We start from the raw sequence: 25005 nt of genomic DNA, 5'->3' as shown, positions 1-25005 counted from the left end.
AAAGCGCGTCTTCGCACCCATGGCGGCGTTGCAAATCCTCGCGATAGCTACGGCTATCGCTGCGGTTTGCGCCTTGCCCTGGGCACGAATCCATCGCTTTCATTGTGTTCCTCTACTTCCAGGTTGCCGTACTAGGGGCGGCAGCCTTTGATCATGCATGAAAAAACCCCGGCGCGCGGCCGGGGTCGATCCAGGATGTGCGTGCCGCGTTCAGCGCACCGGGCCGCGGTCGGAGATGACCTTGGGCGTGATGAAGACCAGCATCTCGCGCTTGTCGGACTGGCGCGTGCGGCTCTTGAACAGGTTACCCATGACCGGCACGTCGCCCAGCACCGGGATCTTGTTGACCTGGTTGGTCTCCTCCAGCTCGAAGATGCCGCCGATCACGACGGTGCCGCCGTTCTCCACCAGCACCTGGGTCTGGATGTGCTTGGTGTCGATGGCCACGCCCTGCTCGGTGGTCTCGCCGCGGCTGTCCTTGTTGACGTCCAGGTCCAGGATGATGTTGCCCTCGGGCGTGATCTGCGGCGTCACCTCCAGCTTGAGCACCGCTTTCTTGAACGAGATCGTCGTCGCGCCGTTGGGCGCGGTCACCGTGTACGGGTATTCAGTGCCCTGCTCGATCAGCGCCTTGGTCTGGTCGGCGGTGATCAATCGCGGGCTGGAGACGATCTTGCCCTGGCCATCGGCCTCCATGGCCGACAGCTCCAGCGACAGGAAGCGCGACATCGAGGTGTTGAAGATCGACAGCGCGAACTGCCCGACGCTGGCGGAGTTCGAAAGGCCGGCAGGCAGGTTCACGAAATTGCCGCTGGGGAATTTCACCGTCGAGCCCGAACTGGTGTCCGGCAGGAACTGGGACGAGGTCAACGACTTGTTGCTGCCGACGGCAGCACCCCCCAGGCGCACGCCCAGCGAACGCCCGAAAGTGTCGCGCGCCTCGACGATGCGCGCCTCGATCATCACCTGGCGCACCGGCACGTCCAGCGTCAACAGCAGCTGGCGCACCTCTTCGAGCTTGGACGCGGTGTCGGTCACGAACAGCTGGTTGGTGCGCGGCTCGGCCAGGGCGCTGCCGCGCTCGGACAGGAAGCGGTTGTTGCGACTGCTGCCGCTGCCCGAGCCGGAACCGCTGGAATCGGCCGTCAGCTGGCTAACCATGTCGCTGGCCTTGGCGTAGTTGAGCTGAAAGCCCTGGGTGCGCAGCGGCTCGAGCTTCTCGATGGCGCGCGCGGCCTCGTAGTCCTTGCGCGTGCGCTCGTCGATCTCGTCCTTGGGCGCGATCCACAGCACCGAGCCGCTCTTGCGCATGCCCAGGCCCTTGGCGTCCATGATGATCTGCAGCGCCTGGTCCCAAGGCACGTCTTTGAGGCGCAGCGTCAGCGCGCCGGTGACGGTGTCGGAGGTGACGATGTTGAAGTTGGTGAAGTCGGCGATCACCTGCAGGAGCGAGCGCACCTCGATGTTCTGGAAGTTCAGCGAGAGCTTCTCGCCGGTGTAGCTCGGCCCCTGCGTGAGCTTGGACAGGTCGACCTTCTTGGGCCTCACCTCGACGACGAACTGGCTGTCGCTCTGGTAGGCGCTGTGCTCCCAGTCGCCGACGGCGTCGATCGTCAGGCGCACGCGCTCGCCCTGCTGGGTGGCGGCGATGGTCTGCACCGGCGTGCCGAAGTCCGACACGTCCAGGCGCCGACGCAGCCCCTCGGGCAGCGACGAGCGCATGAATTCGACGACCAGGCCCTTGCCCTGCTGCTGCAGATCGACGCCCACCTGATTGCTGCCCAGGCCGATGATGACGCGGCCCGCGCCGTCGGTGCCGCGGCGGAAGTCCAGGTCTCTGAGCGCCTGCACGTCGCTGTTGTGGCTCTCGGCAAACGTGGGCTGCGTGGCGCTGGGCACGACGGCGCCGCCGGCGACCGGGTCGAGCACCACGACCACGCTCTTGCCGTGCACCTCGGCGCGGTAGGTCGTCGCCTGCTTGAGGTTGAGCACCACGCGCGTGCGCTCGCCGGCCTGCACGATGTTGGCCGACTTGAGGTTGCCCTGGTTGATCTGCACCAGCGACTGGCCGGTGGCGTTGCCCACACCGGGGAAGTCCAGCGCAATGCGCGCCGGGCTTTGCACCACGAAGCCCGCTGGCACTGCCTCGGGTTCTTGCGACATGTCGATGCGCAAGACCTCCGAGCCTCCCTGCACGAAGCCGGCGACCGTCTCGATCGAGCCGGCGGCCTGCGCCGCGGTGCTGGCCAATGCGACAAGGAGCGCCGTGCCCATTCCCCGCAGCCACTGGCGTATGCGCGCTGTTCCTTGAATCATGGTTTCACCTCTTTCCCTGTTCCTGCAATTCCAGCGTCGTCATGCGCTCGATCCAGTCTCCCGCGGGGTCTTGCACGATTTCACGCAGCTGGATGCCGATTTCTGTAATGGCAACGATTTTTCCGTAGTTCTGCCCCAGGTGGTTGCCCACGCGCACCTGGTACAAAAGCTTGTCCACGGTGACCAGCGCCGTGGGCACGCCCTCCTTGTCCATGCTGCCCACCATCTTGATGGCGTCCAGCGGATAGGCCTCCAGCGGCTCCTTGCGCCGCGACAGCTCGGGTGTGATCAGCGAGGCATTGGCCGAGGGCTGCGCCGACTCGCGGCGCAGCGCCTGGGTCAGCTTCATCGGGTCGAACGGATCGGAGCCGCTGCCCGCCACGTAGTCCTGCGGATGGAACTCCTTGGGCTCGCTCAGCGGCTTGATCTGGGGTTTGGTCGTCGCGCGCAGCTGCTTCATCCATTGGCGCAAATCGTCCTGGTCGCCGGGAACGCAGGCAGCCAGCAGCGTGCAGGCGCCCAGCAATGCGGCCACGCGGGCCAGGGTGGGCCATCGTCGCGTCATTTCTTCTTGCCCTTCTTGTTCTTGGCGGCTGCCGCGTCGCGCTGCGCCTGGATCTCGTCGGGGTCGAGGTAGCGGAAGGTGCGCGCCGTCGCCTCCAGCTTGAGTGCGCCGCCCGCGGCGTCCTTGCCCGCCGGTGCGATCGACAGGTTGTTGAGCGTGACGATGCGCGACAGGTGCGCCACGTCGGCGGCGAAAGCGCCCATGTCGTGGTACTTGCCGGCGACGCGGATCGCAATGGGCAGCTCGGCGTAATAGTCGCGCGTGACGGTCTGGCCCGGGCGGAACAGCTCGAACTGCAGGCTGCGCCCCAGACCCGCCTGGTTGATGTCGGACAGCAGCGCCGACATCTCCGACTTGCTCGGCAGCTGCTTCTCCAGTTGCGCGACGTACTGCTGCACCTGCTCGCGCTGCTTCTTCAGCGCCTCCAGCCCCACGGCTTTGACCAGCTTCTTCTGGTAGTCGTCGCGCAGCGTCTGCTCGGTGCGCTGCGCCGTCTCCAGCTCGTCCTGGTAGTCGCTGAGCCAGACGAACCACAGCGCCACGGCCACGACGACGGCGATGAACAGGCACAGCAGCACGCGCGGCACCACCGGCCACAGCGAGGGATCCTTGGGATCGAGATCCTGGAACTGGCGCTGCAACTGCTGCCACTGCTGGCCCAGGTCGACGCGTGGCGCCGATCGTGCGGTCTTTCGGGTTGCCATGCTTTACTTTTCCTTGCCCTGTTTGGCCGCCGCTTCCATGGCCTTGTTCGCCTCGCTGCTGCGCACCAGGCGAAAGCGCAGATTGAACTGCGCCACGCGCCGCTGATCCTTGGGCGACAGTGCGACGTTGGCCGCGACGATCTCCACCAGCTCGGGCTTGGAGAACCAGGGCGTGTTGTCGGTCAGGTTGCGCAGCAGCTCCGACACCCGCTCGTTGGACTGTGCCCGCCCTTGCAGCGTAATGACCTGGTCGACCTGCTTGAGGCTGGTGAGAAAGACGCCGTCGGGCAGCTGGCGCACCAGTTCGTTGAGCAGGTGCACCGGCAGGTTGCGGTCGGCCTGCAGATCCTCCACGGCCTGTTGGCGCGCGCGCAGCGCGGTGATTTCCTGCTCCAGATTGGCAATCTCCTTGATCTGGCCGTCCAACACCTTGATTTCGCTGCGCAGGTACTGGTTGCGATCCTGCTGGTTGTCGATCATCAGCTGGAACCACCAGTAGATCAGCCCGGCGATCAGGAGGCCGGCCAGCGCCGAGCCCACCATGGTGAACTGAAAGCGCTCGCGGCGGCGCTTGCGCGCGACCTCGCGGTGGGGCAGCAGGTTGATGCGTATCACTGGTCAAACCTCCGCAGCGCCAGCCCGCACGCCGTCAGGTAGGACGGCGCTTCGCGCGCCAGCTGGCTCTGGCGCACCGAAGCGCCCATCTGCATGTCCTGGAACGGATTGGCCACGGTGCAGGCAAAGCCCGTGCCCTGGGCCACGGCCTGGGTCACGCCAGAGAGCGCCGCCGAGCCGCCGGCCAGCAGGATGTGGTCGACCTTGTTGAACGGCGTGCTGGTGAAGAAGAACTGCAGCGCGCGCCCGACCTCCTGCGCCAGGCTGTCGACGAAGGGCTTGAGCACGGTGTCGGCAAAGTCGTCAGGCAGGTTGGCGCTGCGCTTCTTGGCCTCGGCCTCGTCATACGAAAAGCCGTACTGGCGCACGATCTGCTGCGTCAGCTGCGCGCCGCCAAAGGCCTGGTCGCGCTCGTACAGCACCTCGGCGCCGCGGATGATCTGCATGCTGGTGGTCATCGCGCCGATCTCGAACAGCGCGACGACCGCGCCGTCCTTGAGCCCCGGCAGGCCGTCGATCAGGCGCTGCGCCGCCAGGTGCGAGGCATGGGGCTCGATGTCGACGATCACGGGCTTGAGGCCCGCGGCCTCGGCCAGGCCCTGGCGATCCTGCACCTTCTCCTTGCGCGAGGCGGCAATCAGGACGTCGACCTCGCCCGGCATGTTCTTGTTGGGGCCGATGGTGCAGAAATCCAGACTCACTTCTTCAAGCGCGAACGGGATGTATTGGCCGGCCTCGGACTCGACCTGCACTTCCATTTCCTGTTCGCTGAGGTTGGCGGGCAGCGTCACACGCTTGGTGATCACCGCCGACGACGGCAGCGCCAGCGCGACGTTCTTGGTACGGGTGCCGCTTTTCTTGACGAGCTTGCGCAGCGCATCGGCCACCTCGTCGAACTTCTCGATGTTTCCATCGGTGATCCAGCCGCGCTCGAGCAACTCGATCGCGCAGCGCTCCAGGATCCACCCCCCTGATTTGTCGCGTTCGAGCTCGACCAGCTTGACGCTGGAGGAGCTGATGTCGATCCCGAGCATCGGGGCCGACGGGCGACTGAACAACGACCCGATGGTACTCAAGCGACCTCCCACAGTCTTTTTCTGACAAACGCAACAAAACCTAACACTTCGCATTGATCCTAGCAGTAAGGGCCATTGACATCAAAGCGATTTATCCCTCAAGCGGAGCGCCCGCGTTGTCAAAATCCGACGAACGGCCGGGCCGCCGCGAGCGACGCAAACATCGCGACACCATTGAGAAACAGGCGCAACAAGGTGACTTTGGGTGCATTTCTATAATGTTCAGCTCCCCAACCCGGGCTGACCTATGCCTTCTGCTTCTTCTTCCGACCAAGCCACTCCCGACAAATCCAAGTCCAAAAAAACCGCGCCGCGCAAACCCGCTTCGGGCATGCGCTGGCTGGTGCGCGGACTGGCGGGCCTGGTCGCGCTGATCGCCGCGGCCGGCGTGGCCGGCGTCATCGCCGTGGCGCTGGGCTTGGCCGTGGCCTATCCCAACCTGCCCGACATCTCCGAGCTGGCCGATTACAGGCCCAAGCTGCCGCTGCGCGTGTATTCGGCCGACGGCATGCTGATCGGCGAGTACGGCCAGGAGCGGCGCAACCTGACGCCGATCGACGACATTCCGCCGGTGATGACCAACGCGGTGCTGGCCATCGAGGACTCGCGCTTCTTCCAGCACAACGGCGTGGACTACCGCGGCATGCTGCGCGCAGTGCTGGCCAACCTGGGGCGCATCAAGAGCCAGGGCGCATCGACCATCACGATGCAGGTGGCGCGCAACGTCTACCTGTCGACCGAGAAGACCTTCACCCGCAAGATCTACGAGATCCTGCTGACCTTCAAGCTCGAGCACCTGTTGACCAAGAACCAGATCCTCGAGATCTACATGAACCAGATCTACCTGGGCAACCGCGCCTACGGCTTTGCCGCGGCCTCGGAGATCTATTTCGGCAAGCCGCTGCAGTCGATCAGCGTGGCCGAGGCGGCCATGCTGGCGGGCCTGCCCAAGGCGCCCTCCTCGTACAACCCGGTCAAGAACCCCAAGCGCGCGCGCATCCGCCAGCTCTACATCATCGAGCGCATGCAGGAGAACGGCTACATCACCGCCGAGCAGGCGCAGGAGGCCAGGACCGAGCCGCTGAAGCTGCGCTCGCCGTCCAACGACGCGCGTACCCACGCCGAGTACGTAGCCGAGATGGCGCGCCAGCTGGTCTATGCCCAGTACGGCGAGGAGACCTACACCCGCGGCCTGAACGTCTACACCACGCTCGACGCCGGCCAGCAAGAGGTGGCCTACGAGGCGCTGCGCCGCGGCATCATGAATTACGAGTACCGCCAGCGCTACCGCGGCCCCGAGCAATTCATCGACCTGCCCGCGGGTGCCAGCGCCGAGGAGCTCGATGCGCTGATCGACGATGTCCTGGCCAACCACCCCGACAACGGCGACGTGCTCGCCGCCGTCGTGCTCGAAGCCAGCCCCAGGAAAATCGTCGCCATGCGCGGCGACGGCGAACCGCTGGAGATCACCGGCGCGGGCTTGAAGCCAGCCGAATCGGGCCTGAGCGACAAGGCGGCGCCCAACATCCGCGTGCGCCGCGGCGCGGTCATCCGCATCCTCAAGGCGCCCGGCCCCAAGGGCGCGTGGCAGATCACCCAGCTGCCCGAGGTCGAGGGCGCCTTCGTCGCCATCGACCCGCGCACCGGCGCGATCCAGGCGCTGGTCGGCGGCTTCGACTTCAACAAGAACAAGTTCAACCACGTCACCCAGGCCTGGCGCCAGCCGGGCTCGGCGTTCAAGCCCTTCATCTACTCGGCAGCGCTGGAGAAAGGTTTCACCCCCGCCACCGTCGTCAACGACGCTCCGCTGTTCTTCAGCGCCGGCGCCACCGGCAGCCAGCCCTGGGAGCCCAAGAACTACGACGGCAAGTACGACGGCCCGATGACGCTGCGCACCGCGCTGGCGCGCTCCAAGAACGTGGTGTCGGTGCGCGTGCTGCAGGCCATCGGCCCCAAGACGGCGCAGGACTGGGTCACGCGCTTTGGCTTCGACGCCGACAAACACCCGGCCTACCTGCCGATGGCGCTGGGCGCGGGCTCGGTCACGCCGCTGCAGCTGGTGACCGGCTTTGCGGTGTTCGCCAACGGCGGCCTGCGCGTCAACCCCTACCTGATTACCCGCGTGACCGACCACAAGGGCGAGGTGCTGTCGCACTTCCAGCCGCCGACGCCGGCCGACCTGCCGCGCGCCATCGACGCGCGCAACGCCTTCGTCATGGACAGCCTGCTGCAGGAGGTGGCCCGCTCGGGCACCGCAGCGCGCGCGCAGGCCACGCTCAAACGCCCCGATCTGTACGGCAAGACCGGCACCACCAACGACGCGATGGACGCCTGGTTCGCCGGCTTTCAGCCCACGCTGGCCGCGGTCACCTGGATTGGCTACGACACGCCGCGCAACCTGGGCCGGCGCGAGACCGGCGGTGGCCTGAGCCTGCCGGTGTGGATCGACTTCATGCGCTACGCACTCAAGGACGTTCCGGTCACCGAGCCGGTCGTGCCAGCGGGCGTGGTCAATGTCAGCGGCGAGTGGTATTACGACGAATACGCGCGCAACACCGGCGTGGCCAGCCTGGGCATGGAAGACGCCATGGCGGCCAGCGACGGCGGCACGTCCGCGCCCAGCGACTCCGAGCGCAGCCAGATCCTGGATCTGTTCAAGCGCTGACGGGCGCCGGCCGCGCCGCGCGGGCACCACACCACTACAATTTGCGCCCATGCTCAAAGCCCGCCATCTCCTGGGGCTGGCCGCCGCCGCAGCCCTGACGGGCTGCGGGCAAAGCGGCCCGCTGTACCTGCCCGACAGCCCCGCCGCAGCGCAGCGCGCCACCCTGCCGCAAACCCTCAACCCGGCATCGGCGGCGCTCGCCGCCACGCCCCAGACCGCTCCCCGCGCGGAGCCAGCGACCGAACAATGACCATGAGCACCCGCCCGCTGCCCGGACACCCCCAACTGCACTACCGCGCAAACGACTTGTACCTGGAGGGCGCGCGCCTATCCGACCTGGCACAGCGCTTTGGCACGCCGCTGTACGTCTACTCGCAGGCCGCGATGCAGCAGGCGCTGGCGGCCTACCAGCGCGGCCTGCAAGGCCGGCGCTCGCAGATCTGCTACGCAGTCAAGGCCAACTCGTCGCTGGCCATCCTGCAAGGCTTTGCGCGCCAAGGCTGCGGCTTCGACATCGTCTCGGGCGGTGAGCTGCAGCGCGTGCTGGCCGCCGGCGGTGACCCAGCCAAGATCATTTTTTCCGGCGTCGGCAAGACCCGCGCCGAGATGCACCAGGCACTGGCCGCGGGTATCGGCTGCTTCAACGTCGAGAGCGAGGCCGAGCTGGAAGTGCTCAATACGGTCGCGCTGGAACTGGGCACGCGCGCGCCGATCAGCATCCGCGTCAACCCGAACGTCGACGCCAAGACCCACCCCTATATCTCGACCGGCCTCAAGGGCAACAAGTTCGGCATTGCGCACGAGCGCACGCTGGACACCTACCGCCGCGCCGCGCAGCTGCCGGGCCTGAAGATCATCGGCATCGACTGCCACATCGGATCGCAGATCACCGAGGCCGCGCCCTACCTGGACGCGCTCGACCGCGTGCTCGACCTGGTCGACGCCATCCAGGCAGCGGGCATTGCGATCGACCACATCGACCTGGGCGGCGGCCTGGGCATCATGTACGACGACGAGACGCCGCCCGCGGCCGACGCGCTGTGGCAGGCGCTGCTGACAAGGCTGGACGCACGCGGCCACGGCCAGCGCAAGATACTGATCGAGCCGGGCCGCTCGCTGGTGGGCAACGCCGGCGTGTGCCTGACCGAGGTGCTCTACCTCAAGCCCGGCGAGCAGAAGAACTTCTGCATCGTTGACGCCGCGATGAACGACCTGCCGCGCCCGATGATGTACGAGGCCTACCACGCCATCGTGCCGCTGCACGCCGGCAGCAGCGCGCAGCAGCAGACCTGGGACATCGTCGGCCCGGTCTGCGAGAGCGGCGACTGGATAGGCCGCGACCGTACGCTTGCGGTGACGCCCGGCGACCTGCTGGCCGTGCTGTCGGCCGGCGCCTACTGCAGCGCCATGGGCAGCACCTACAACACGCGGGCGCGCCCGGCAGAGGTGCTGGTCGACGGCGACCAGGCCCACCTGATCCGCGAGCGCGAGGACATTGCCGACATCTACCGCTGCGAGCGCCTGCTGCCCTGAGCCTATTCAGCGCCGGCGCACCCACGGCAGCAGCCGCGCCAGAAGCAGCGCGGCGACCACCGCGCCATAGACCTGCACCTCGGCCCAGTCGCGCTTGCCCGCGCGCATCCAGAAGAAATGCAGCAGTGCCAGCAGCACCGCCAGGTACACGCAGCGGTGCAGCCGCCGCCAGCGTCGCGCGCCCAGCCGGCGCACCGCCGCGGCAGGCGAGGTAGCCGCCAGCGCCAGCAGCAGCACGAACGTGGCCACGCCCACGAGGATGAACGGACGCTGCACCACGTCGTGCGCCATTGCTGCAGCATCGAGTCCCTGGTCCAGCCAGGCCCAGCACAGCAGGTGCAGCACCGCATAGAAGAAGGCGAACAGGCCCAGCAGGCGTCGAAAGCGCGCCAGCGCCGGCCAACCCAACAGCAGCCGCACCGGCGTCACGGCCAGCGCCACGCACAGCAGGCGCAGCGTCCAGTCGCCGCTGCGGCGTAGCAGCGCCTCGGCCGGGTTGGCGCCCAGGCCGCCGGTTGCCGCGCCCCAGACCAGCCCGGCCAGCGGCAGCAGGCACAGCAGCCACACCAGCGGCTTGGCCAGGCGGTGGCGCAGCACCGCGTCGCACCGCGATGCGGCGGCCACCGGCCGCCGGCGCCCAGTCTCAGTAGTTGGCACGCAAGTCCATGCCGGCGTACAGCGCCGCCACCTGCTCCCCATAGCCGTTGAAGGGCAGCGTCTTGCGCTTGCGGGCAAACAGGCCGTCCTCGCCGATGCGCCGCTCGGTCGCCTGGCTCCAGCGCGGGTGGTCGACGTCGGGGTTCACGTTGGCGTAGAAGCCATATTCGCGCGCCGCGGCCTTGTTCCAGGTCGTCGCCGGCATCTGCTCGGTCAGCCGGATACGCACCAGGCTCTTGGCGCTCTTGAAGCCGTACTTCCATGGCACGACCAGCCGCAGCGGCGCGCCGTTCTGCCGTGGCAGAACCTGGCCGTACATGCCGAAGGTCAGCAGCGCCAGCGGGTGGCGCGCCTCATCCAGGCGCAGGCCTTCGGTGTAGGGCCAGTCGAGCATGCGCGAGCCCACGTAGGGCATTTGCGCCTTGTCGGCCAGCGTCGTGAATTCCACGTAGCGCGCGCTGCCCAGCGGCTGAACATGGTCGAGCAGCCGCGCCAGCGAATACCCCACCCACGGAATGACCATGGACCAGCCCTCGACGCAGCGCAGGCGGTAGATGCGCTCCTCCATCGGAGCGAGGCGCAGCAGGTCGTCGATATCGACGCGCATCGGTCGCTGCACCAGGCCGTCGACGACCACGGTCCAGGGTCGGGTCTTGAGCGTGGCCGCGTTGCGCCGGGGGTCGGCCTTGTCGGTGCCGAATTCGTAGAAGTTGTTGTAACCGGTGGCGTCCTGCCAGTCGGTCGGTTTTTCCAGCGTGACCGCGCCAGCGATCCGAGAACGCTCGCCGACGAGGGCTGTCGCCGCATCGGCGGGCGCAGGCGCCGCGGCACCGGCATGTGCGAACCAGGCGAGGCCTGCCGCAGCGCCAGCCGTCAGCAGGCGGCGCCGGGAATAAACGGATTGGGGGGTGATTTCACTGGGCCGGGGCTGGGCCGCAGTGGCAGAGAGGATGGGCATGGCGGCCTCGCGAAACACGGAACGGACAGATCAGCAGTCTGCACCAAACCACGCGATGCCGCCGGGCGCTCACGTCACAACGTTCCGTAGCTGTGCAGGCCGCTCAAGAACATGTTGACGCCCAGGAAGGCAAACGTGGTGACCACCAGGCCCACCAGAGCCCACCAGGCCGACACCGTGCCACGCAGGCCCTTCATCATGCGCATGTGCAACCAGGCGGCGTAGTTCAGCCAGACGATCAGCGCCCAGGTCTCCTTCGGATCCCAGCTCCAGTAGCCGCCCCAGGCCTCGGCGGCCCACAGCGCGCCGAGCACGGTGGCGATCGTGAAGAAGGCAAAGCCGACGGCGATCGCCTTGTACATCACGTCGTCGAGCACTTCCAGCTCCGGCAGACGCATCGCGATGCGCCGGCGGCCAAACAAAATACTGCCGACGATCAGCGCCGAGACGCCGAAATACACCATCCAGTAGGCGCTGCCGCCCTGCACGCCCTGGCTGCGAAACACCAGCGGCTCGAAGCACAGCACCACGCCCAGCAGCCACAGCGGCGCCAGCTTGAACCAGCGCGTCTCGCTGGCCTGCTGCTTGATCAGGTAGGCAAACGCGACCATCGACGCCAGCGCGAACGTGCCGTAGCCGATGAAATTGGCCGGCACGTGCAGCTTCATCCACCAGCTTTGCAGCGCTGGCACCAGCGGCTGGATCTCGTGCGCCTCGCGCACCACCGTGTACCACAGCAGAAAACCGACGGCGGCGCTGACCACCAGCATCACGAAGGCGCCCAGCGCGCGCGTGCCGTAGCGCTGCTCGTAGTACAGGTAGAACACCGCGGTGATCCAGCTGAACATGATGAACACCTCGTACAGGTTGCTCACCGGAATGTGGCCAACGTCGGGCGAGATCAAATAGCTCTCGTACCAGCGCACCATGGTGCCGATCAGCGCCATAGCCACGCCCGCCCAGACGATGCCCGAGCCCAGGCGCATCATGGTCTCGCCCTGGTTGTCGGAGAACATGCCGATCCAGTAGAACGCGGTGGCCATGAAGAACAGCATGCTCATCCACAGAATGGCCGACTGGCTCGACAGGAAGAACTTGAGCCAGAACACCTGCTCGGAACGCGCAAGATCTCCCGCGCCGCCCTGCTGGTACAGCGCCAGCGCCAGCAGCGAGGCCCCCGCCACGACCAGCATCAGCGTGCGCAGCGGCCGCCAGAACCAGCCCAGCCAGATGGCGCCGGGAATGGCGGCCAGCAGAATGCCTTTCTCATAGACGTCCATGTAGGCGCCGTAGCGCTGCAGCGCGTACAGACCGCCGCCGGCGACCAGCAGCGCGAACAGCCAGTCCATCGGGCTGCGCCGGGAAAAATAGCCGTCGCTCAGCGTCAGCGTCGTCGTGGCCGTATTCATTGCGTGCCTCCATCGGGTGATGAACCAAAAAATGCGTCGCGCAGCTGCGCGAATTCGCGGCCGGCATCCAGGGTCTTGCGGTTGCTGGACAGCGCCATCGTCGCCCGGGCGCCGCCGTCCTGCGGCGCCAGCCACACCCAGACGCGGCGCTGGCGCACGTAGAGCATGGCGAACACGCCGACGATCAGGAAGAAGCAACCCAGGTACACGACCAGCTTGCCCGGTGCGCGCGCCACCTGAAAGACGCTGGCCTGTATCTGGTTGAAGTCCTGCAGCGTGAACACCGCCGGCGCCGGATAGAACTGCGCATCGCTGAGCGCCAGCACCGCCTGGGTCATGAAGGACAGCGTCTGCGCGTCGGACGGCAGCGGCGCCAGGCCGGCCTGCTCGCGCGTCATCTGCGCCAGTTCGAACAGGCTGCCATTCAAGATGCGGATCAGCACCTCGCCGGCGCGCTCGCGCTCGGCTTCGGGCACGTTGGCCTCGATGAAGTCGGAGATCGCCTTGAGCCCGCCCTCGGGCCGGCCGTCGCTGGATACGCCGCCGGCGAACAGCACCAGCGCCCTTTGCGCCGAATCGGTCAGCTGCTCGACCAGTTCGGTGCGCGCGGGGTCGACCGCCTGACGCGCATAGCGCTGCACCGCCTGCATGCGCAGTGCCGGGTCGAGCAGCGCGCGGCGCATGCGCAGGAAGTCGTCCATGCCACCCTCGCGATCCACCGGCACGCGCAGGTAGCGAAACGGCTCGGACTGGCTCTCGCGCACGCCCATCAGGTAGACCGGCGACTGGCCGTCCTGCAAGTCCACCGGCAGCATGTAGTTGTTGAACTCGCGCGCCTGGCCCGACGCGTCGCGCAGCTTGTAGCCCACGCTGGGGCCGACGTTGCGCAGCTCGCGGTTGGAGGTCGTCTTGTTGCCCGCGCCCAGGCGCGACTCGATCGCGCCGCGCAGGTCGACGCGGCGCACGTCGGCACCCGAGCCGCCGCCGTCGTCACCCATGTTCTCGACGTTGATCACGCGCAGTGCGCTGAACTCCAGTGCCATATCCTGCCCCACCTGGGCTGCATCGAGCTGCGCCGATCCGCCGACCACGCCGCCGACGTCGAAGTCGCCGTTGCCCGGGCGCAGCGATCGCGCGCGCAGGCGCAGCTGCGAGCCGCCGTCGTCAAAGCTGGACTGGTAGATTTCCACGCCCTTGTAGTTCACCGGGTGGTTGACCTCGATGCGCTGGGGCGTGCTCTCGCCGGTCACCAGGTCGTGGATCACCACGTCGCTGGCAAACAGCTTGGGCATGCCGGTGGAGTAATGCTCGACGGTGAACTTCTTGAGTTCAATGGAGAATGGCAGCTGCTGCAGCAGCACGCCATCGGACTGGCGCAGGATGGCCATGCTCGCCTGCGTGCCCTCGGTGACGACCAGGTCGCCGCGGAAGGTCGGGTTGGCCACCGACAGGCGGTGCTCGGGCTTGACCTCGGAGATCAGGCCGCTGCCGGCATACGGCGTCTTGCCGCCAAACCACATCTGCGCGCGCACCATCAGGTCGCCGTCCAGCAGCCCGCCCAGGCAAATCAGCACGATGGCGCTGTGCGCCGCGATGTAGCCCAGCTTGTTGGCCGACCCGGCCATGGCCGCCACCATCCAGCCCGTTCCGGTGGCGCCCTTGCGCTCTTGCAGCTTCACCTTCCAGCCGCGCGCCACCAGCAGCTTGCCGATACGCTGGGCCGCATCGACGGGCGCCTCGCCCGCCAGCGTCTGCTGCGCCTTCAGGCCGAAGGACAGCAGGTTTTTCTCGCGGATGTTTTCCTTGAAATTGCGGATGTCGGCCAGGTACTTGGGCGCATGGCGTGCAATGCACAGCGAGGTGCTCACGACCAGGAACGCCAGGATCAGCAGAAACCACCAGGCGCTGTAGACCGCGTTGAGCTTGAGCGCCATGAACAGCGCCGCCCAGAACGGGCCGAATTGGTTGACGTAGTTGTTGACCGGCTCGTGCTGCTGCATCACGGTGCCAATCACCGAGGCGATGCAGATCACGGTCAGCAGCGCGATGGCGAAACGCATCGACGCCAGCAGTTCGAAGAAGCGGCGCCACGCTGTATGCCAGCGCAGGTTGAGGCCGCCGTGGGTGGTGTCAGTCATGGAGAAATGCAAGGCCCTATCGCACGAAAGGCGAGCCATCTGGGTAGATGAGCCCGCCCGTTTGGGTGCAATTATCGGCTGCAGGTTCCCCGGACGCAGCCGGACACCCCTGAAGCCTTGATGGGAATCAATGCAATCCGGCGATGTAGTCGGAAACCGCCTGGATTTCGTGGTCGTTGAGCTTGGCCGCCACGTCGTGCATCACATTGTTGTTCGCGCGCTTGCCATCGCGAAAGTCCGACAGCTGCTTGACCGTGTAGTCCTGGTGCTGGCCCGACAGGCGCGGGTACTGCGACGGAATGCCGGCGCCATTGGGGCTGTGGCAGCTGGCGCAGGCCGCGATCTGGCGATCCTGGATGCCACCGCGCCAGATACGCTCGCCCAGGGTGACCAGATCCTTGTCCTTGGCAGCGCCCGGCTTGTCCTTTTGCGTGGCCAACCAGGCGGAGATGTTGCGCATGTCCGCCTCTTCCAGCATGGCCGCCATGCCCTGCATCACGGCATCGACGCGTTTGCCCGACTTGAAGTCTTCGAGCTGCTTGACCAGGTACTCGGGGTGCTGCTGCGCCAGCTTGGGGTAAGTCGTGATCGTGGCGTTGCCGTCTTCGGCGTGGCAGGCCACGCATACCTGGCCATAGCTCTCCTGGCCCTTGACCAGGTCGGGTTTGGCAGCATCGGCCGCAAACGCGGCAACCGAAGGGATGGCCACAGCGGCAGTCATCAGCAAGGAGGCAAGCAGCTTCATATCGAGGGTCTTGTGTTGTAGGCGCAAAAACCTCGCGATTCTACAATGCCCGCTATCTGGCTCCAGTCCCTCCCATCCGATCTATGTCAACAACAGAGCGCGCAAGCGCCCCCGCCGGCGCCCCGCCCACCATCACCGCCAAGGCCGCCATGGGCTGGATGCACACCGCGCGCTTTTTCACCACCGCCGCGCAACTGCACCAGTTGCCCGCGGTCGACGTGCCCGAAATCGCCTTCGTCGGCCGCTCCAACGCCGGCAAGTCCACCGCCATCAACACGCTCACACAGCAGCGCCAGCTGGCGTTCGCCTCCAAGAAGCCGGGGCGCACCCAGCACATCAACCTGTTCGCGCTGGGCCGGCAGAACACCACCGACGCGGTGCTGGCCGACCTGCCCGGCTACGGCTACGCCGCGGTCTCGCGCGAGGACAAGCTGCGCTGGCAGCGCGTGATGCTCAACTACCTGGTGAGCCGCGAGAGCCTGACGGCCATCGTGCTGCTGTGCGACCCGCGCCTGGGGCTGACCGAGCTCGACGAGGCGCTGCTCGACGCGGTGCGCCCGCGCGTCGAGGCCGGGCTCAAGTTCCTGGTACTGCTGACCAAGGCCGACAAGCTGACCCGCGCCGAGCAGACCAAGGCGCTGTCCATCATCCGCCTGCAGGCCGGCGGCGGCGAGGTGCGGCTGTTCTCGGCCCTGAAGAAGCAGGGCGTGGACGACGTGGCGCTGCTGCTGTGGCAGTGGTGCCACCCGCCCGGGGCGGCCGCCGACACGCCCGGGGCGGCCGAGGCGCCATCACCGCCAGAATCCTGACGTTTTCGCAGCCTCCAGCCCTTGCCTGGCAAGCGCCGGCAGCTATCAATCAAGGATCTCATGCACACCCGGGAAGACATCGCCCTGCCCCATGGCACCCTGCTGCGCTGCCATGTCACCGGCGAGCGCGGCCGGCCGGTACTGCTGTTCCTGCACGGCTTCCCCGAGGGCGCCTTCGTCTGGGATGCGCTGCTGGCGCATTTCGCCCAGGCCGCGCACGGCGGCTACCGCTGCATCGCGCCCTATCTGCGCGGCTACGGCGCGTCCAGCAGCCCGGCCGCGCCCGAGGCCTACCGCGCCAAGCACCTGGTGCAGGACATCGCCGCGCTGATCGCGCTGGAGGGCGCCGGCGCGCCGCTGGCCTGCCTGGTGGCGCACGACTGGGGCGGCGCCGTCGCCTGGGCCGTTGCCAACCAGCACCCGGCGCTACTCGATCGCCTGCTGATCATCAACGCGCCCCACCCCGGCGCCTTTGTCCGCGAACTGGCGCACAACCCGGCGCAGCAGGCGGCCAGCCAGTACATGCATTTCCTGTGCCGCCCGGACGCCGAGGCGCTGCTGGCCGAGGACGACTTCCGCCGCCTGTTCGTCTTCTTCGACGACCCGGCCGGCCAGCCGCCCGTCTGGCTCACGCCCGCGATGCGCGCCCAATACCGCACACTGTGGCAGCAGGGCCTGGCCGGCGCGTGCAACTACTACCGCGCCAGTCCGCTTCGCCCGCCACGCGCGGGCGACCCGGGCGCGGCCTCGGTGCGGCTGCCGCCCGAGATGCTGCGCATCGGCGTGCCGACGCGGGTGCTGTGGGGCATGGACGACCCCGCCCTGCTGCCTGCGCTGCTGGACGGCCTGCAAGACTGGGTGCCCCAGCTCCAGGTGCAGCCGGTCGCCGGCGCCTCCCACTGGCTGGTGCACGAAAAACCCTTGCTGGTGCAGCAGGCGATGCAGGATTTTTTGCTATTCAAAAAATAGCTTCGCCCAATTGCTCCACAAGGGTTTGAGCCGGATTTACCGATAAAACGATGCCTGCCCCTCGGGCCGCGTCTTGAAGCGCTTGTGCACCCAGTAGTACTGCGCCGGCATGGTGCGGATCGCCACCTCCAGCTCGCGGTTCATGCGCGCGGTGTCGGCCACATGATCGTCGGTCGGGAAATGCTCCCACGCCGGCGTCAGGCACGCCTCGTAGCCCTGCGGCGTCATGCGGCTGTACAGCGCCACCACCTTGGCCCGGCCCAGGCGGGCAAAGCGCGACAGCGACGGAATCGTCGCCGTCTCGGGCACCGCGAAGAACGGCACGAAGACCGAATCGGTCGGGCCATAGTCCATGTCGGGCAGCAGGTACAGCAGCCCGCCCTTGCGCAGGCACTGGATGATGGGCTTGACGCCGTCGGCGCGGTTGAGCATCGCCACCTTGCCGAAACGCTGGCGCCCGTTCATGAACCAGGCGTCCAGCACCGGGTTGGGGTGGGTGGCGAAGATCGAGGTGAACTCGCGCGTGGTGTTGAGCGGCAGCGCCAGGCCGCCCGCGTCCATGCTGTAGAAATGCGGCGCGAAGACGATGGTCGGTGCGTCGCCGTCCAGCTCATGCACCGCGCCGGCGAGTGTGACGCGCGAGCGCACCAGCGCCTCGGAGCCGCTCCACAGCCAGCCGCGATCCAGAAAGGTCTGGCAGAACACCTCGAAGGTCTCGCGCGCCCAGGCCCGGCGCTGCGCCTCGCTCGCCTCGGGAAAACACAGCGCGAGGTTGCGCAGCGCCACCTTGCGCCGCGGCCTGGCCAGCACGAACAGCACGCGGCCGATGAAGCCGCCGAGCGCGCGCAGCCAGGGCAGCGGCAGGCGCCCGAGCAGGTTGAGCAGCGCAATCCCCAGCCGCGCCTTCATGCCGACGGCTCCGCGGGAGCGGGGGCGGACGGATTCAGTGGGCGCGGCCGCTTGTAGCGCGCATAGCCCCACAGGTATTGCTCGGGAGATTGGCGAATCAGGAATTCCATGGCCTGGTTGATCTGCAGCACGGCGGCGTCGAGTGTAGGCGCCAGCGGCGCACCCAGTGCCGACTCCAATGCCTGCAGGTGCAGCACATAGCCACGCCCGCGCACCAGCCGCTCACAGCGCGCCAGGATCACGGCGGCACCGGTCTGCTGCGCCAGGCGCGCGGCCAGCGTCATCGTGTAGGCTTGGCGGCCGAAGAACGGCGCCCATTGGCCCAGCCCCTCGGGCGGTACCTGGTCGGGCAGCAGACCGACGGCGCGCCCGGCGCGCAGCGCCTTGATCATTTGGCGCACGCCGTGCAGGGTGGTCGGCACCGCCTGGATGCCGCCCCGGCTGCGCGCGCCCTCCATCACCCGCGCCAGCCACGGCTGGCGCGCCGGGCGGTAGAGAATGGTGAACGACCCATGCGCGGGCGCCCAGCGCCGCGCGCCCTCCTGCACCGACAGCTCGAAACAGCCGATGTGCGGCGTCAGAAACACGATGCCCTTGCCTGCGGCCCAGGCCTGCTCGACGCAATCAGCACCGCGCACCTCGCACGGCGGCAGCGCGTCGCCCTGCCACAGGCGCGGCGCCTCGGCCACCATGCGCCCGGCATGCGCCACGGCGGCGCGCACCTGGGCAAAGCGGTAGCCGGCCTGGGCGGCGTTGGCCAGAAAGCGGCGCCGATAGGTGGGCGACGCGGCAAACGCCAGCCAGCCCAGCAGTGCACCGACGGCGTGCACCAGCCACAAAGGCATGACGGCAAAAAGGCGAAACAGGGGCTGCATTAGAATGTTGGATGTCGCTGAGTTAACCCGAGCAACTTGCAGGGCGACGTTAAACACCACTGCTAAAGCGTTCGCCTCAGACTCCAAAGGCTGTGGGCAACGCCCCAAAAGCCGAAAACACAGGAGTTTATTCAAATGGCGAACGACTTTCTCTTTACTTCCGAATCCGTCTCCGAAGGCCATCCCGACAAGGTCGCCGACCAGATCTCGGACGCCATCCTGGACGCCATCCTCACCGTCGATTCGCGCGGCCGCGTGGCCGCCGAGACGCTGACCAACACCGGCCTGGTCGTGCTGGCCGGCGAGATCAGCATCAAGTCCGATGCGCCCACGCCCGACTACATCCAGATCGCGCGCGACACCATCCGCCGCATCGGCTACGACAACACCGAGTACGGCATCGATTACAAGGGCTGCGCAGTGCTCGTCGCCTACGACAAGCAGAGCAACGACATCGCCCAGGGCGTGAACCATGCCAGCGACGACCACCTGAACACCGGCGCCGGCGACCAGGGCCTGATGTTCGGCTACGCCTGCGACGAGACGCCCGAGCTGATGCCCGCGCCCATCCACTACGCGCACCGCCTGGTCGAACGCCAGGCCCAGTTGCGAAAAGACGGCCGCCTGCCCTTCCTGCGCCCCGACGCCAAGAGCCAGGTGACGATGCGCTACGTCGACGGCAAGCCGCACTCCATCGACACCGTCGTGCTGTCCACCCAGCACAGCCCCGACCAGAGCGAAACCGCCACCCGGATGAAGGCCAGCTTCACCGAGGCCATCATCGAGGAGATCATCAAGCCGGTGCTGCCCGCCGAGTGGCTCAAGGACACCAAGTACCTGATCAACCCCACCGGCCGCTTCGTCGTCGGCGGCCCGCAGGGCGACTGCGGCCTGACCGGACGCAAGATCATCGTGGACACCTACGGCGGCGCCTGCCCGCACGGCGGTGGCGCGTTCTCTGGCAAGGATCCGACCAAGGTCGACCGCTCTGCCGCCTACGCCGCACGCTACGTCGCCAAGAACGTGGTCGCCGCGGGCCTGGCGCGCCAGTGCCAGGTGCAGCTGGCCTACGCCATCGGCGTGGCACGGCCGATGAACATCACCGTCTACACCGAAGGCACGGGCGTCATCGCCGACGACAGGATCGCCCAGCTGGTGGCCGAGCATTTCGACCTGCGCCCCAAGGGCATCATCCAGATGCTCGACCTGCTGCGCCCCATCTACGCCAAGACCGCCGCCTACGGCCACTTCGGCCGCGAAGAGCCCGAGTTCACCTGGGAACGTACGGACAAGGCAGCGGCACTGCGTGCCGCTGCGGGGCTGTAAGCCCCCTGCGCGCAGCGCGGCTTTCCGTACGTGGGCGAAGTTCATATCGCGCCAGCGATGTGAACGTAGACCAAAGAACCGACAAGGCCCAAGCGCTGCGTGCAGCGGCCGGGCTGTAAAGCCCGGCGTTTGCCGAAGGCAAACCTTGGGCTTTGGGGCGGAGTTCATATCACGCAGCGATGTGAACGCAGACCACAAGGCCCAAGCGCTGCGTACAGCGACCGGGCTGTAAACCACCCACCGTGAACGCTTTGCCTTCGGCACAACCCCAATTCTGGCGCGACCCGGCCCTGCCCTTCGCCGAGTCCCGGCGCGCCCACAGCCATGCCACGCTGTCCATCGGCGTGGTCGATGAGGGCGAGAGCATCTTTCGCAGCAGTGGACACAGCACGCCGCTCGCGGCCGGCAGCCTGGTGAGCGTGCCGGCCGGCCGCGTTCACGCCTGCAACCCCGTGCCGGGCAGCACCTGGAGCTACCAGATGCTGCACCTGGACGCCGCCTGGGCGGCACAAGTGCTGCAGCACGGCGGCGCGTCCGGCCTGCCGGGGCAGGCCCATGTTTTGCATTCGGCCGTGGCCTATGGGGCGTTTTGCACGCTCAACGCCACGCTGTTTTCCAGCGCGCCCGCCGCGCACAAGGCCCAGGCCCTGACGGACTTTTTGCTGCACGGAGCCTGGCGGCATGACGCCCTGCCCGTCCCCGGGCCCGCCCGCCCCAGCGCCGCCGTCGCGCGCGTGCTGTCGGCGCTGCACGAACGCCCCTGCGACCCCTGGCCGCTGCCCACGCTGGCGCAGCTGGCGGGCATGACGCCCCAGGCGCTGACGCGGGCGATGCGCGCGGCCACCGGCCTCACGCCCCACGCCTACCAGATCGACCTGCGCATCAACGCGGCCCGGCAGCGACTGCGTGCGGGCAAACCCCTGGCCGCCGTGGCCCACGAAGTCGGTTTTTACGACCAGAGCCATTTCCATCACAGCTTCCACGAACGCGTCGCGGCCACTCCGCGCCGCTATCAGCACGCCGGCCAGCACAGCCACCAGCACGACTGACGCCGCCGCCGGCGCTCCGCGGGTTCTTTTTTTCCAAGACGCGGCCGCCGCCGCACCCGAGACTTCGCCGCGCGGTGCGCAGGGCATCGCACCCAACCCGAGGAGCGAAGCGCTGGTGCTGGAGCAATTCTTAGAACGTGTTCAAGGTCTCCCCATGGGGCCCGTTGCCCCGCCAAAGCGGCAGGTGCAAGGCGCAAAGCGCAGCCGGGCTGGTGGCCCGGCGAGCATTTGCAACGCCGCAGATGCTGCTTTGGCGGGGCAACCCTTCGGGCAAGGCAGCAAAAAACCGCACTCTTCGTTGCGCGCCTTGTCCAGGCCGCCAGCATGGCCTGCGGCGCGCGCCTCGATTGCGGCTTTTTGCTGCCTTGCGGATCCCATGGGGAGACCTTGAACACGTTCTTAATGGTCGCCGGAGCCCATTTCCTGGCCTTGCTGAGTCCGGGCCCGGACTTTTTCCTGATCGCGCGCGGCGCCTTGGCCCATGGCTGGCGCCGTGCCAGCGGCATCTGCCTGGGCATTGCCCTGGCCAACGGGCTGTTCATTGCCCTGGCACTCACCGGCACGTCACTGCTGCGCCCCGGCGGCGCGCTGTGGCTGGTCCTGCAGTGGGGAGGCAGCGCTTACCTGGCGTGGCTCGGCTGGCAGCTGCTGCGCGCGCCTGCCGCAGCGCATCGCGACCTGCCCATGCCGGGCTGGCACACCGCCCTGCCGCGCTGGAGCGCCGGCCTGCGCATGGGCCTGGCCTCGGGCCTGCTCAACCCCAAGAACGCGCTGTTCTACGCCAGCCTGTTTGCGCTGCTGGGCGATGCCGCCACAGGCGTACGGTGGTTTTACGGCGCCTGGATGTTTACCGCCGTGCTCGCCTGGGACCTGGCCGTGGCCGTCGCCATCGGCCACCCCCGGGTGGTCGCGCGCTTCACCCGCCAGGTGCCCCGCATCGAGCGGGCGACGGGCGTGATCCTGCTGCTGCTGGCGCTCGGGGTGGTGCTGATCCGGTAAGAGCGTAAACACGCTCTGAGTAGCAGAGCCAGAAACGCCAAGTGGACGGCGAGGGCGGCCACCTGCACTCAACGAGCGACAGGCCCCGCTGGAATTGCACTCGGTTCATGGCCATGACGCACTCTACGAGATAGCTGTATGCATCGACAGTTGCAGCCAGTGTGGCGGGTTTGCAAGGGTGGGCCGAGGATCGTTGCCAATCGGGTTGGCGTTTGTGCGCCAGGCTCCGTCCAGGTCGGGATAATCGCTGCCATGATCAAGTTGTTTGTCGGCCTGGGAAACCCCGGACCCGAGTATGAGAACACGCGTCACAACGCGGGGTTCTGGTGGATAGACGCGCTGGCGCGCGAGCTCAAGGTGCATCTGGTGCCCGAGCGCAGCTACTGGGGGCTGGCCGCGCGCGCCAGCGTGCAGGGGCGCAGCGTCTGGCTGCTGCAGCCGCAGACCTTCATGAACCTGTCGGGCAAGTCGGTGGCGGCGCTGGCGCGCTTCTTCAAGATCGCGCCCGAGGAAATCCTGGTCGCGCACGACGAGCTGGACTTCGCGCCCGGCACCGTCAAGCTCAAGCGCGGCGGCAGCCACGGCGGCCACAACGGGCTGCGCGACATCCACGCCCAGCTGGGCTCGGGCGACTACTGGCGGCTGCGCATCGGCATTGGCCACCCGGGCGTCAAGTCCGAGGTCATCCATTGGGTGCTGAAAAAACCCGCGCCCGAGCAGCGCCAGCAGATCGAGGAGGCGATGGAACGCGCCCTCAAGGCCTGGCCGCTGCTGGTCGATGGTGCGATGGACAAGGCAGCGCAGCAGATCCACACAGTGACGCCTGCGCGCCCCAAGCCCGCGCGCGCGGCCAGCGTGCCCCCGCCCGCCGCCTGACAGATCCATGGCTCGCTTCGTGCTCCACCGCCTGCTGACGCTGGCCGCCACGCTGGCGGCCGCATCGGCGCTGGTGTTCGCGGTGCTCGAAGTGCTGCCCGGCAATGCCGCCCAGATGCTGCTGGGCCCGGACGCCGCGCCCGAGGCGGTGGCGGCACTCACCGCGCAACTGGGGCTGGATCAGAGCGCCTGGCAGCGCTACGGCCACTGGCTGGCGGGCCTGGCGCGCGGCGACCTGGGCGTGAGCCACGCCTACGGCACACCGGTGGCGGAGCTGATTGCAGAGCGCCTGGCGCTGACGGTGCCGCTGGCGCTGCTGGCCATGCTGCTCACCTGCGTGCTGGCGCTTGCCGCCGGCGTCTATGCTGCGGCCCACCACAACCGCGCCGGCGACGCGGGCGTAATGGCGCTGGCGCAGCTGGGCATTGCGATTCCCAACTTCTGGTTCGCCATCCTGCTCATCCTGCTGTTCTCGGTGAAGCTGCAGTGGTTCTCCGCCGGCGGCTTTCCGGGCTGGAGCGCGCAGGACGGCGGCGGCTTGTGGCCCGCGCTGCAGGCGCTGGCACTGCCGGCGCTGGCGCTGGCCGTGGTGCAGGCGGCCATTCTGGCGCGCGTGACCCGCTCGGCCGTGCTGGACGTGTTGCGCGAGGACTTCGTGCGCACCGCGCGCGCCAAGGGACTGAGCCGGCGCGCCGCGCTGTGGCGCCACGTGCTGCGCAACGCGATGATTCCGGTCGTCACCGTCATGGGCCTGCAGTTCGCCAACCTGCTGGCCGGCACCATCGTCGTCGAGAACGTGTTCTACCTGCCCGGCCTAGGCCGGCTGATCTTCCAGGCGATCGCCAACCGCGACCTGGTCGTCGTGCGCAACTGCGTGATGCTGCTGGCGGCCATGGTCGTCGTTGTCAACTTCGCGGTCGATCTGCTGTACGCGGCGATCGACCCGCGCGTGAAGGCTGCCGGGCTGTGAGCACCGCCACGCCTTTTCTGCGGCGCGCGCTGCGCCACAAGAGCTTTGCCATCGGCGCGCTGCTGACGGCGGCGCTGCTTGCCGCCGCGCTGCTGTCCTTCGTCTGGACGCCGTGGCCGCCCGCCGAGGTGCAGATGGACGCGGCGCTGCAGGCGCCCGGCGCCAGCCACTGGCTGGGCACCGACGCCTACGGGCGCGACGTGCTGTCGCAGCTGCTCGTCGGCGCGCGCGCGACGATTGCCGTCGGCGTGATCGCCGTCGGCATCGGCCTGGTCGCCGGCGTCGCGCTGGGCCTGCTGGCGGCAGCGCGACGCGGCTGGATTGAAGAGCTGGTCATGCGCGTGGCCGACTTCACCTTTGCCTTTCCCGCTCTGCTGCTGGCCATCATGCTCACCGCCGTCTACGGGCCGGGCATGGTCAACGCCATCATCGCCATCGGCATCTTCTACATACCGACGTTTGCGCGGCTGGCGCGCGCGTCGGCCAAGGCAGTGTGGACGCGCGAGTACGTGCTGGCCGCGCGCGCCTGCGGCAAGGGCGGCTGGCGCATCACCATCGAGCACGTGCTGCCCAACATCGCGCCGGTGCTCATCGTGCAGGCCACCATCCAGTTCGCGCTGGCCATCCTGGCCGAGGCCGCGCTGTCCTACCTGGGCCTGGGCACGCAGCCGCCCCAGCCCTCGTGGGGGCGCATGTTGAGCGAGGCGCAGACGCTGATGTTCCAGGCACCGCTGCTGGCCGTCTGGCCGGGCCTGGCCATTGCGCTGGCAGTGCTTGGCCTGAACCTGCTGGGCGACGGGCTGCGCGACCTGCTCGACCCGCGCCTGGCGCGCGCACGGTGA

At 67.8% G+C, this 25005-nt stretch carries 23 protein-coding genes; 11 read left to right on the top strand and 12 right to left on the bottom strand.

The features are described 5' to 3' along the window. Window positions 1–210: 210 nt before the first annotated feature. The 5 genes from ABD767_RS13825 to ABD767_RS13805 are packed head-to-tail and all read right to left on the bottom strand — an operon-like array spanning window position 211 to window position 5234. Window positions 211–2316, bottom strand: a complete 2106-nt coding sequence (locus ABD767_RS13825; protein ID WP_425549927.1) for a type IV pilus secretin PilQ — start codon at window positions 2314–2316, stop codon at window positions 211–213. 4 nt (window positions 2317–2320) lie between these two features. Further along, entirely contained in the window at window positions 2321–2881 is a 561-nt protein-coding gene (locus ABD767_RS13820) for a pilus assembly protein PilP (protein ID WP_344869823.1), read from the bottom strand. Beyond that, on the bottom strand, window positions 2878–3585 hold the full coding sequence (locus ABD767_RS13815; protein ID WP_103045574.1) for a type 4a pilus biogenesis protein PilO: 708 nt from the start codon (window positions 3583–3585) through the stop codon (window positions 2878–2880). The genes ABD767_RS13820 and ABD767_RS13815 overlap by 4 nt, the downstream gene beginning before the upstream one ends. A 3-nt stretch (window positions 3586–3588) precedes the next feature. Further along, window positions 3589–4200, bottom strand: coding sequence for a PilN domain-containing protein (locus ABD767_RS13810; protein ID WP_344869822.1), 612 nt, complete (start codon window positions 4198–4200; stop codon window positions 3589–3591). Further along, window positions 4197–5234, bottom strand: coding sequence for a pilus assembly protein PilM (locus ABD767_RS13805; protein WP_425549926.1), 1038 nt, complete (start codon window positions 5232–5234; stop codon window positions 4197–4199). The genes ABD767_RS13810 and ABD767_RS13805 overlap by 4 nt, the downstream gene beginning before the upstream one ends. Window positions 5235–5607: 373 nt before the next feature. Between ABD767_RS13805 and ABD767_RS13800 the strand changes: the two genes are divergently transcribed. From ABD767_RS13800 to lysA, 3 genes are read left to right on the top strand one after another with little or no spacing between them, the layout of a single operon-like run. After that, window positions 5608–7941 carry a penicillin-binding protein 1A gene (locus tag ABD767_RS13800; protein WP_344869824.1) on the top strand — a complete coding sequence of 778 codons (2334 nt, stop codon included), beginning with the start codon at window positions 5608–5610 and terminating at the stop codon, window positions 7939–7941. Window positions 7942–7990: 49 nt separating this feature from the next. After that, window positions 7991–8191 carry an LPS translocon maturation chaperone LptM gene (gene lptM, locus ABD767_RS13795; protein ID WP_103045578.1) on the top strand — a complete coding sequence of 67 codons (201 nt, stop codon included), beginning with the start codon at window positions 7991–7993 and terminating at the stop codon, window positions 8189–8191. A gap of 2 nt (window positions 8192–8193) precedes the next feature. Next, entirely contained in the window at window positions 8194–9474 is a 1281-nt protein-coding gene (lysA, locus tag ABD767_RS13790) for a diaminopimelate decarboxylase (protein WP_344869821.1), read from the top strand. Between the two features lie 6 nt (window positions 9475–9480). Here the strand turns inward: lysA and ABD767_RS13785 are convergent, their stop codons facing one another. The 5 genes from ABD767_RS13785 to ABD767_RS13765 form a co-directional block, all read right to left on the bottom strand. Beyond that, complete coding sequence (locus tag ABD767_RS13785; protein WP_344869820.1) at window positions 9481–10098, bottom strand: protein-methionine-sulfoxide reductase heme-binding subunit MsrQ; 618 nt, start codon at window positions 10096–10098, stop codon at window positions 9481–9483. Window positions 10099–10117: 19 nt separating this feature from the next. Continuing rightward, on the bottom strand, window positions 10118–11089 hold the full coding sequence (gene msrP, locus ABD767_RS13780) for a protein-methionine-sulfoxide reductase catalytic subunit MsrP (RefSeq protein ID WP_344869819.1): 972 nt from the start codon (window positions 11087–11089) through the stop codon (window positions 10118–10120). Between the two features lie 74 nt (window positions 11090–11163). Then, window positions 11164–12498 (bottom strand): c-type cytochrome biogenesis protein CcsB, encoded by a 1335-nt coding sequence (gene ccsB, locus ABD767_RS13775; RefSeq protein WP_103045582.1) that lies wholly within the window; start codon window positions 12496–12498, stop codon window positions 11164–11166. Beyond that, a complete protein-coding gene (locus tag ABD767_RS13770) occupies window positions 12495–14636 on the bottom strand; it encodes a cytochrome c biogenesis protein ResB (protein ID WP_344869818.1) in 2142 nt (713 codons plus the stop codon). The genes ccsB and ABD767_RS13770 overlap by 4 nt, the downstream gene beginning before the upstream one ends. A 127-nt stretch (window positions 14637–14763) precedes the next feature. Further along, complete coding sequence (locus ABD767_RS13765) at window positions 14764–15381, bottom strand: c-type cytochrome (RefSeq protein ID WP_103045584.1); 618 nt, start codon at window positions 15379–15381, stop codon at window positions 14764–14766. An 83-nt stretch (window positions 15382–15464) separates the two neighbouring features. On the opposite strand from ABD767_RS13765, the gene yihA reads away from it, so the two are divergent. Together yihA and ABD767_RS13755 are read left to right on the top strand one after the other, a co-directional pair. Further along, on the top strand, window positions 15465–16190 hold the full coding sequence (yihA, locus tag ABD767_RS13760) for a ribosome biogenesis GTP-binding protein YihA/YsxC (RefSeq protein ID WP_344869817.1): 726 nt from the start codon (window positions 15465–15467) through the stop codon (window positions 16188–16190). Between the two features lie 60 nt (window positions 16191–16250). Further along, window positions 16251–17159, top strand: a complete 909-nt coding sequence (locus tag ABD767_RS13755) for an alpha/beta fold hydrolase (RefSeq protein WP_344869816.1) — start codon at window positions 16251–16253, stop codon at window positions 17157–17159. Window positions 17160–17195: 36 nt separating this feature from the next. Here ABD767_RS13755 and ABD767_RS13750 read toward each other — a convergent pair whose 3' ends face one another. Both ABD767_RS13750 and ABD767_RS13745 read right to left on the bottom strand, forming a co-directional pair. Continuing rightward, window positions 17196–18068: a lysophospholipid acyltransferase family protein gene (locus ABD767_RS13750; RefSeq protein WP_344869815.1), complete on the bottom strand. Its 873-nt coding sequence runs from the start codon at window positions 18066–18068 to the stop codon at window positions 17196–17198. Next, window positions 18065–18943: a lysophospholipid acyltransferase family protein gene (locus ABD767_RS13745; protein ID WP_344869814.1), complete on the bottom strand. Its 879-nt coding sequence runs from the start codon at window positions 18941–18943 to the stop codon at window positions 18065–18067. Before ABD767_RS13745 ends, ABD767_RS13750 begins: the two co-directional genes overlap by 4 nt. 135 nt (window positions 18944–19078) lie before the next feature. Between ABD767_RS13745 and metK the strand changes: the two genes are divergently transcribed. The 6 genes from metK to ABD767_RS13715 all read left to right on the top strand — a co-directional run bounded on the left by metK (window position 19079) and on the right by ABD767_RS13715 (window position 25005). After that, complete coding sequence (metK, locus tag ABD767_RS13740) at window positions 19079–20269, top strand: methionine adenosyltransferase (protein ID WP_103045589.1); 1191 nt, start codon at window positions 19079–19081, stop codon at window positions 20267–20269. 242 nt (window positions 20270–20511) lie between these two features. Beyond that, the gene (locus tag ABD767_RS13735; RefSeq protein ID WP_344869813.1) at window positions 20512–21318 is read left to right on the top strand and encodes a helix-turn-helix domain-containing protein; all 807 of its coding nucleotides are present in this window, start codon (window positions 20512–20514) and stop codon (window positions 21316–21318) included. A 402-nt stretch (window positions 21319–21720) separates the two neighbouring features. Next, window positions 21721–22317 carry a LysE family translocator gene (locus ABD767_RS13730; protein WP_344869812.1) on the top strand — a complete coding sequence of 199 codons (597 nt, stop codon included), beginning with the start codon at window positions 21721–21723 and terminating at the stop codon, window positions 22315–22317. A 252-nt stretch (window positions 22318–22569) separates the two neighbouring features. Continuing rightward, complete coding sequence (gene pth, locus ABD767_RS13725; RefSeq protein WP_103045185.1) at window positions 22570–23193, top strand: aminoacyl-tRNA hydrolase; 624 nt, start codon at window positions 22570–22572, stop codon at window positions 23191–23193. Between the two features lie 7 nt (window positions 23194–23200). Beyond that, entirely contained in the window at window positions 23201–24163 is a 963-nt protein-coding gene (locus ABD767_RS13720) for an ABC transporter permease (RefSeq protein ID WP_344869810.1), read from the top strand. After that, window positions 24160–25005 (top strand): ABC transporter permease subunit, encoded by an 846-nt coding sequence (locus ABD767_RS13715; RefSeq protein WP_103045187.1) that lies wholly within the window; start codon window positions 24160–24162, stop codon window positions 25003–25005. Before ABD767_RS13720 ends, ABD767_RS13715 begins: the two co-directional genes overlap by 4 nt.

Origin of the sequence: Comamonas faecalis (assembly GCF_039538025.1) — a bacterium.
Classification (GTDB): Bacteria; Pseudomonadota; Gammaproteobacteria; order Burkholderiales; family Burkholderiaceae_C; genus Comamonas_C; species Comamonas_C faecalis.
This window is presented reverse-complemented; position numbering and strand designations above follow the sequence as displayed.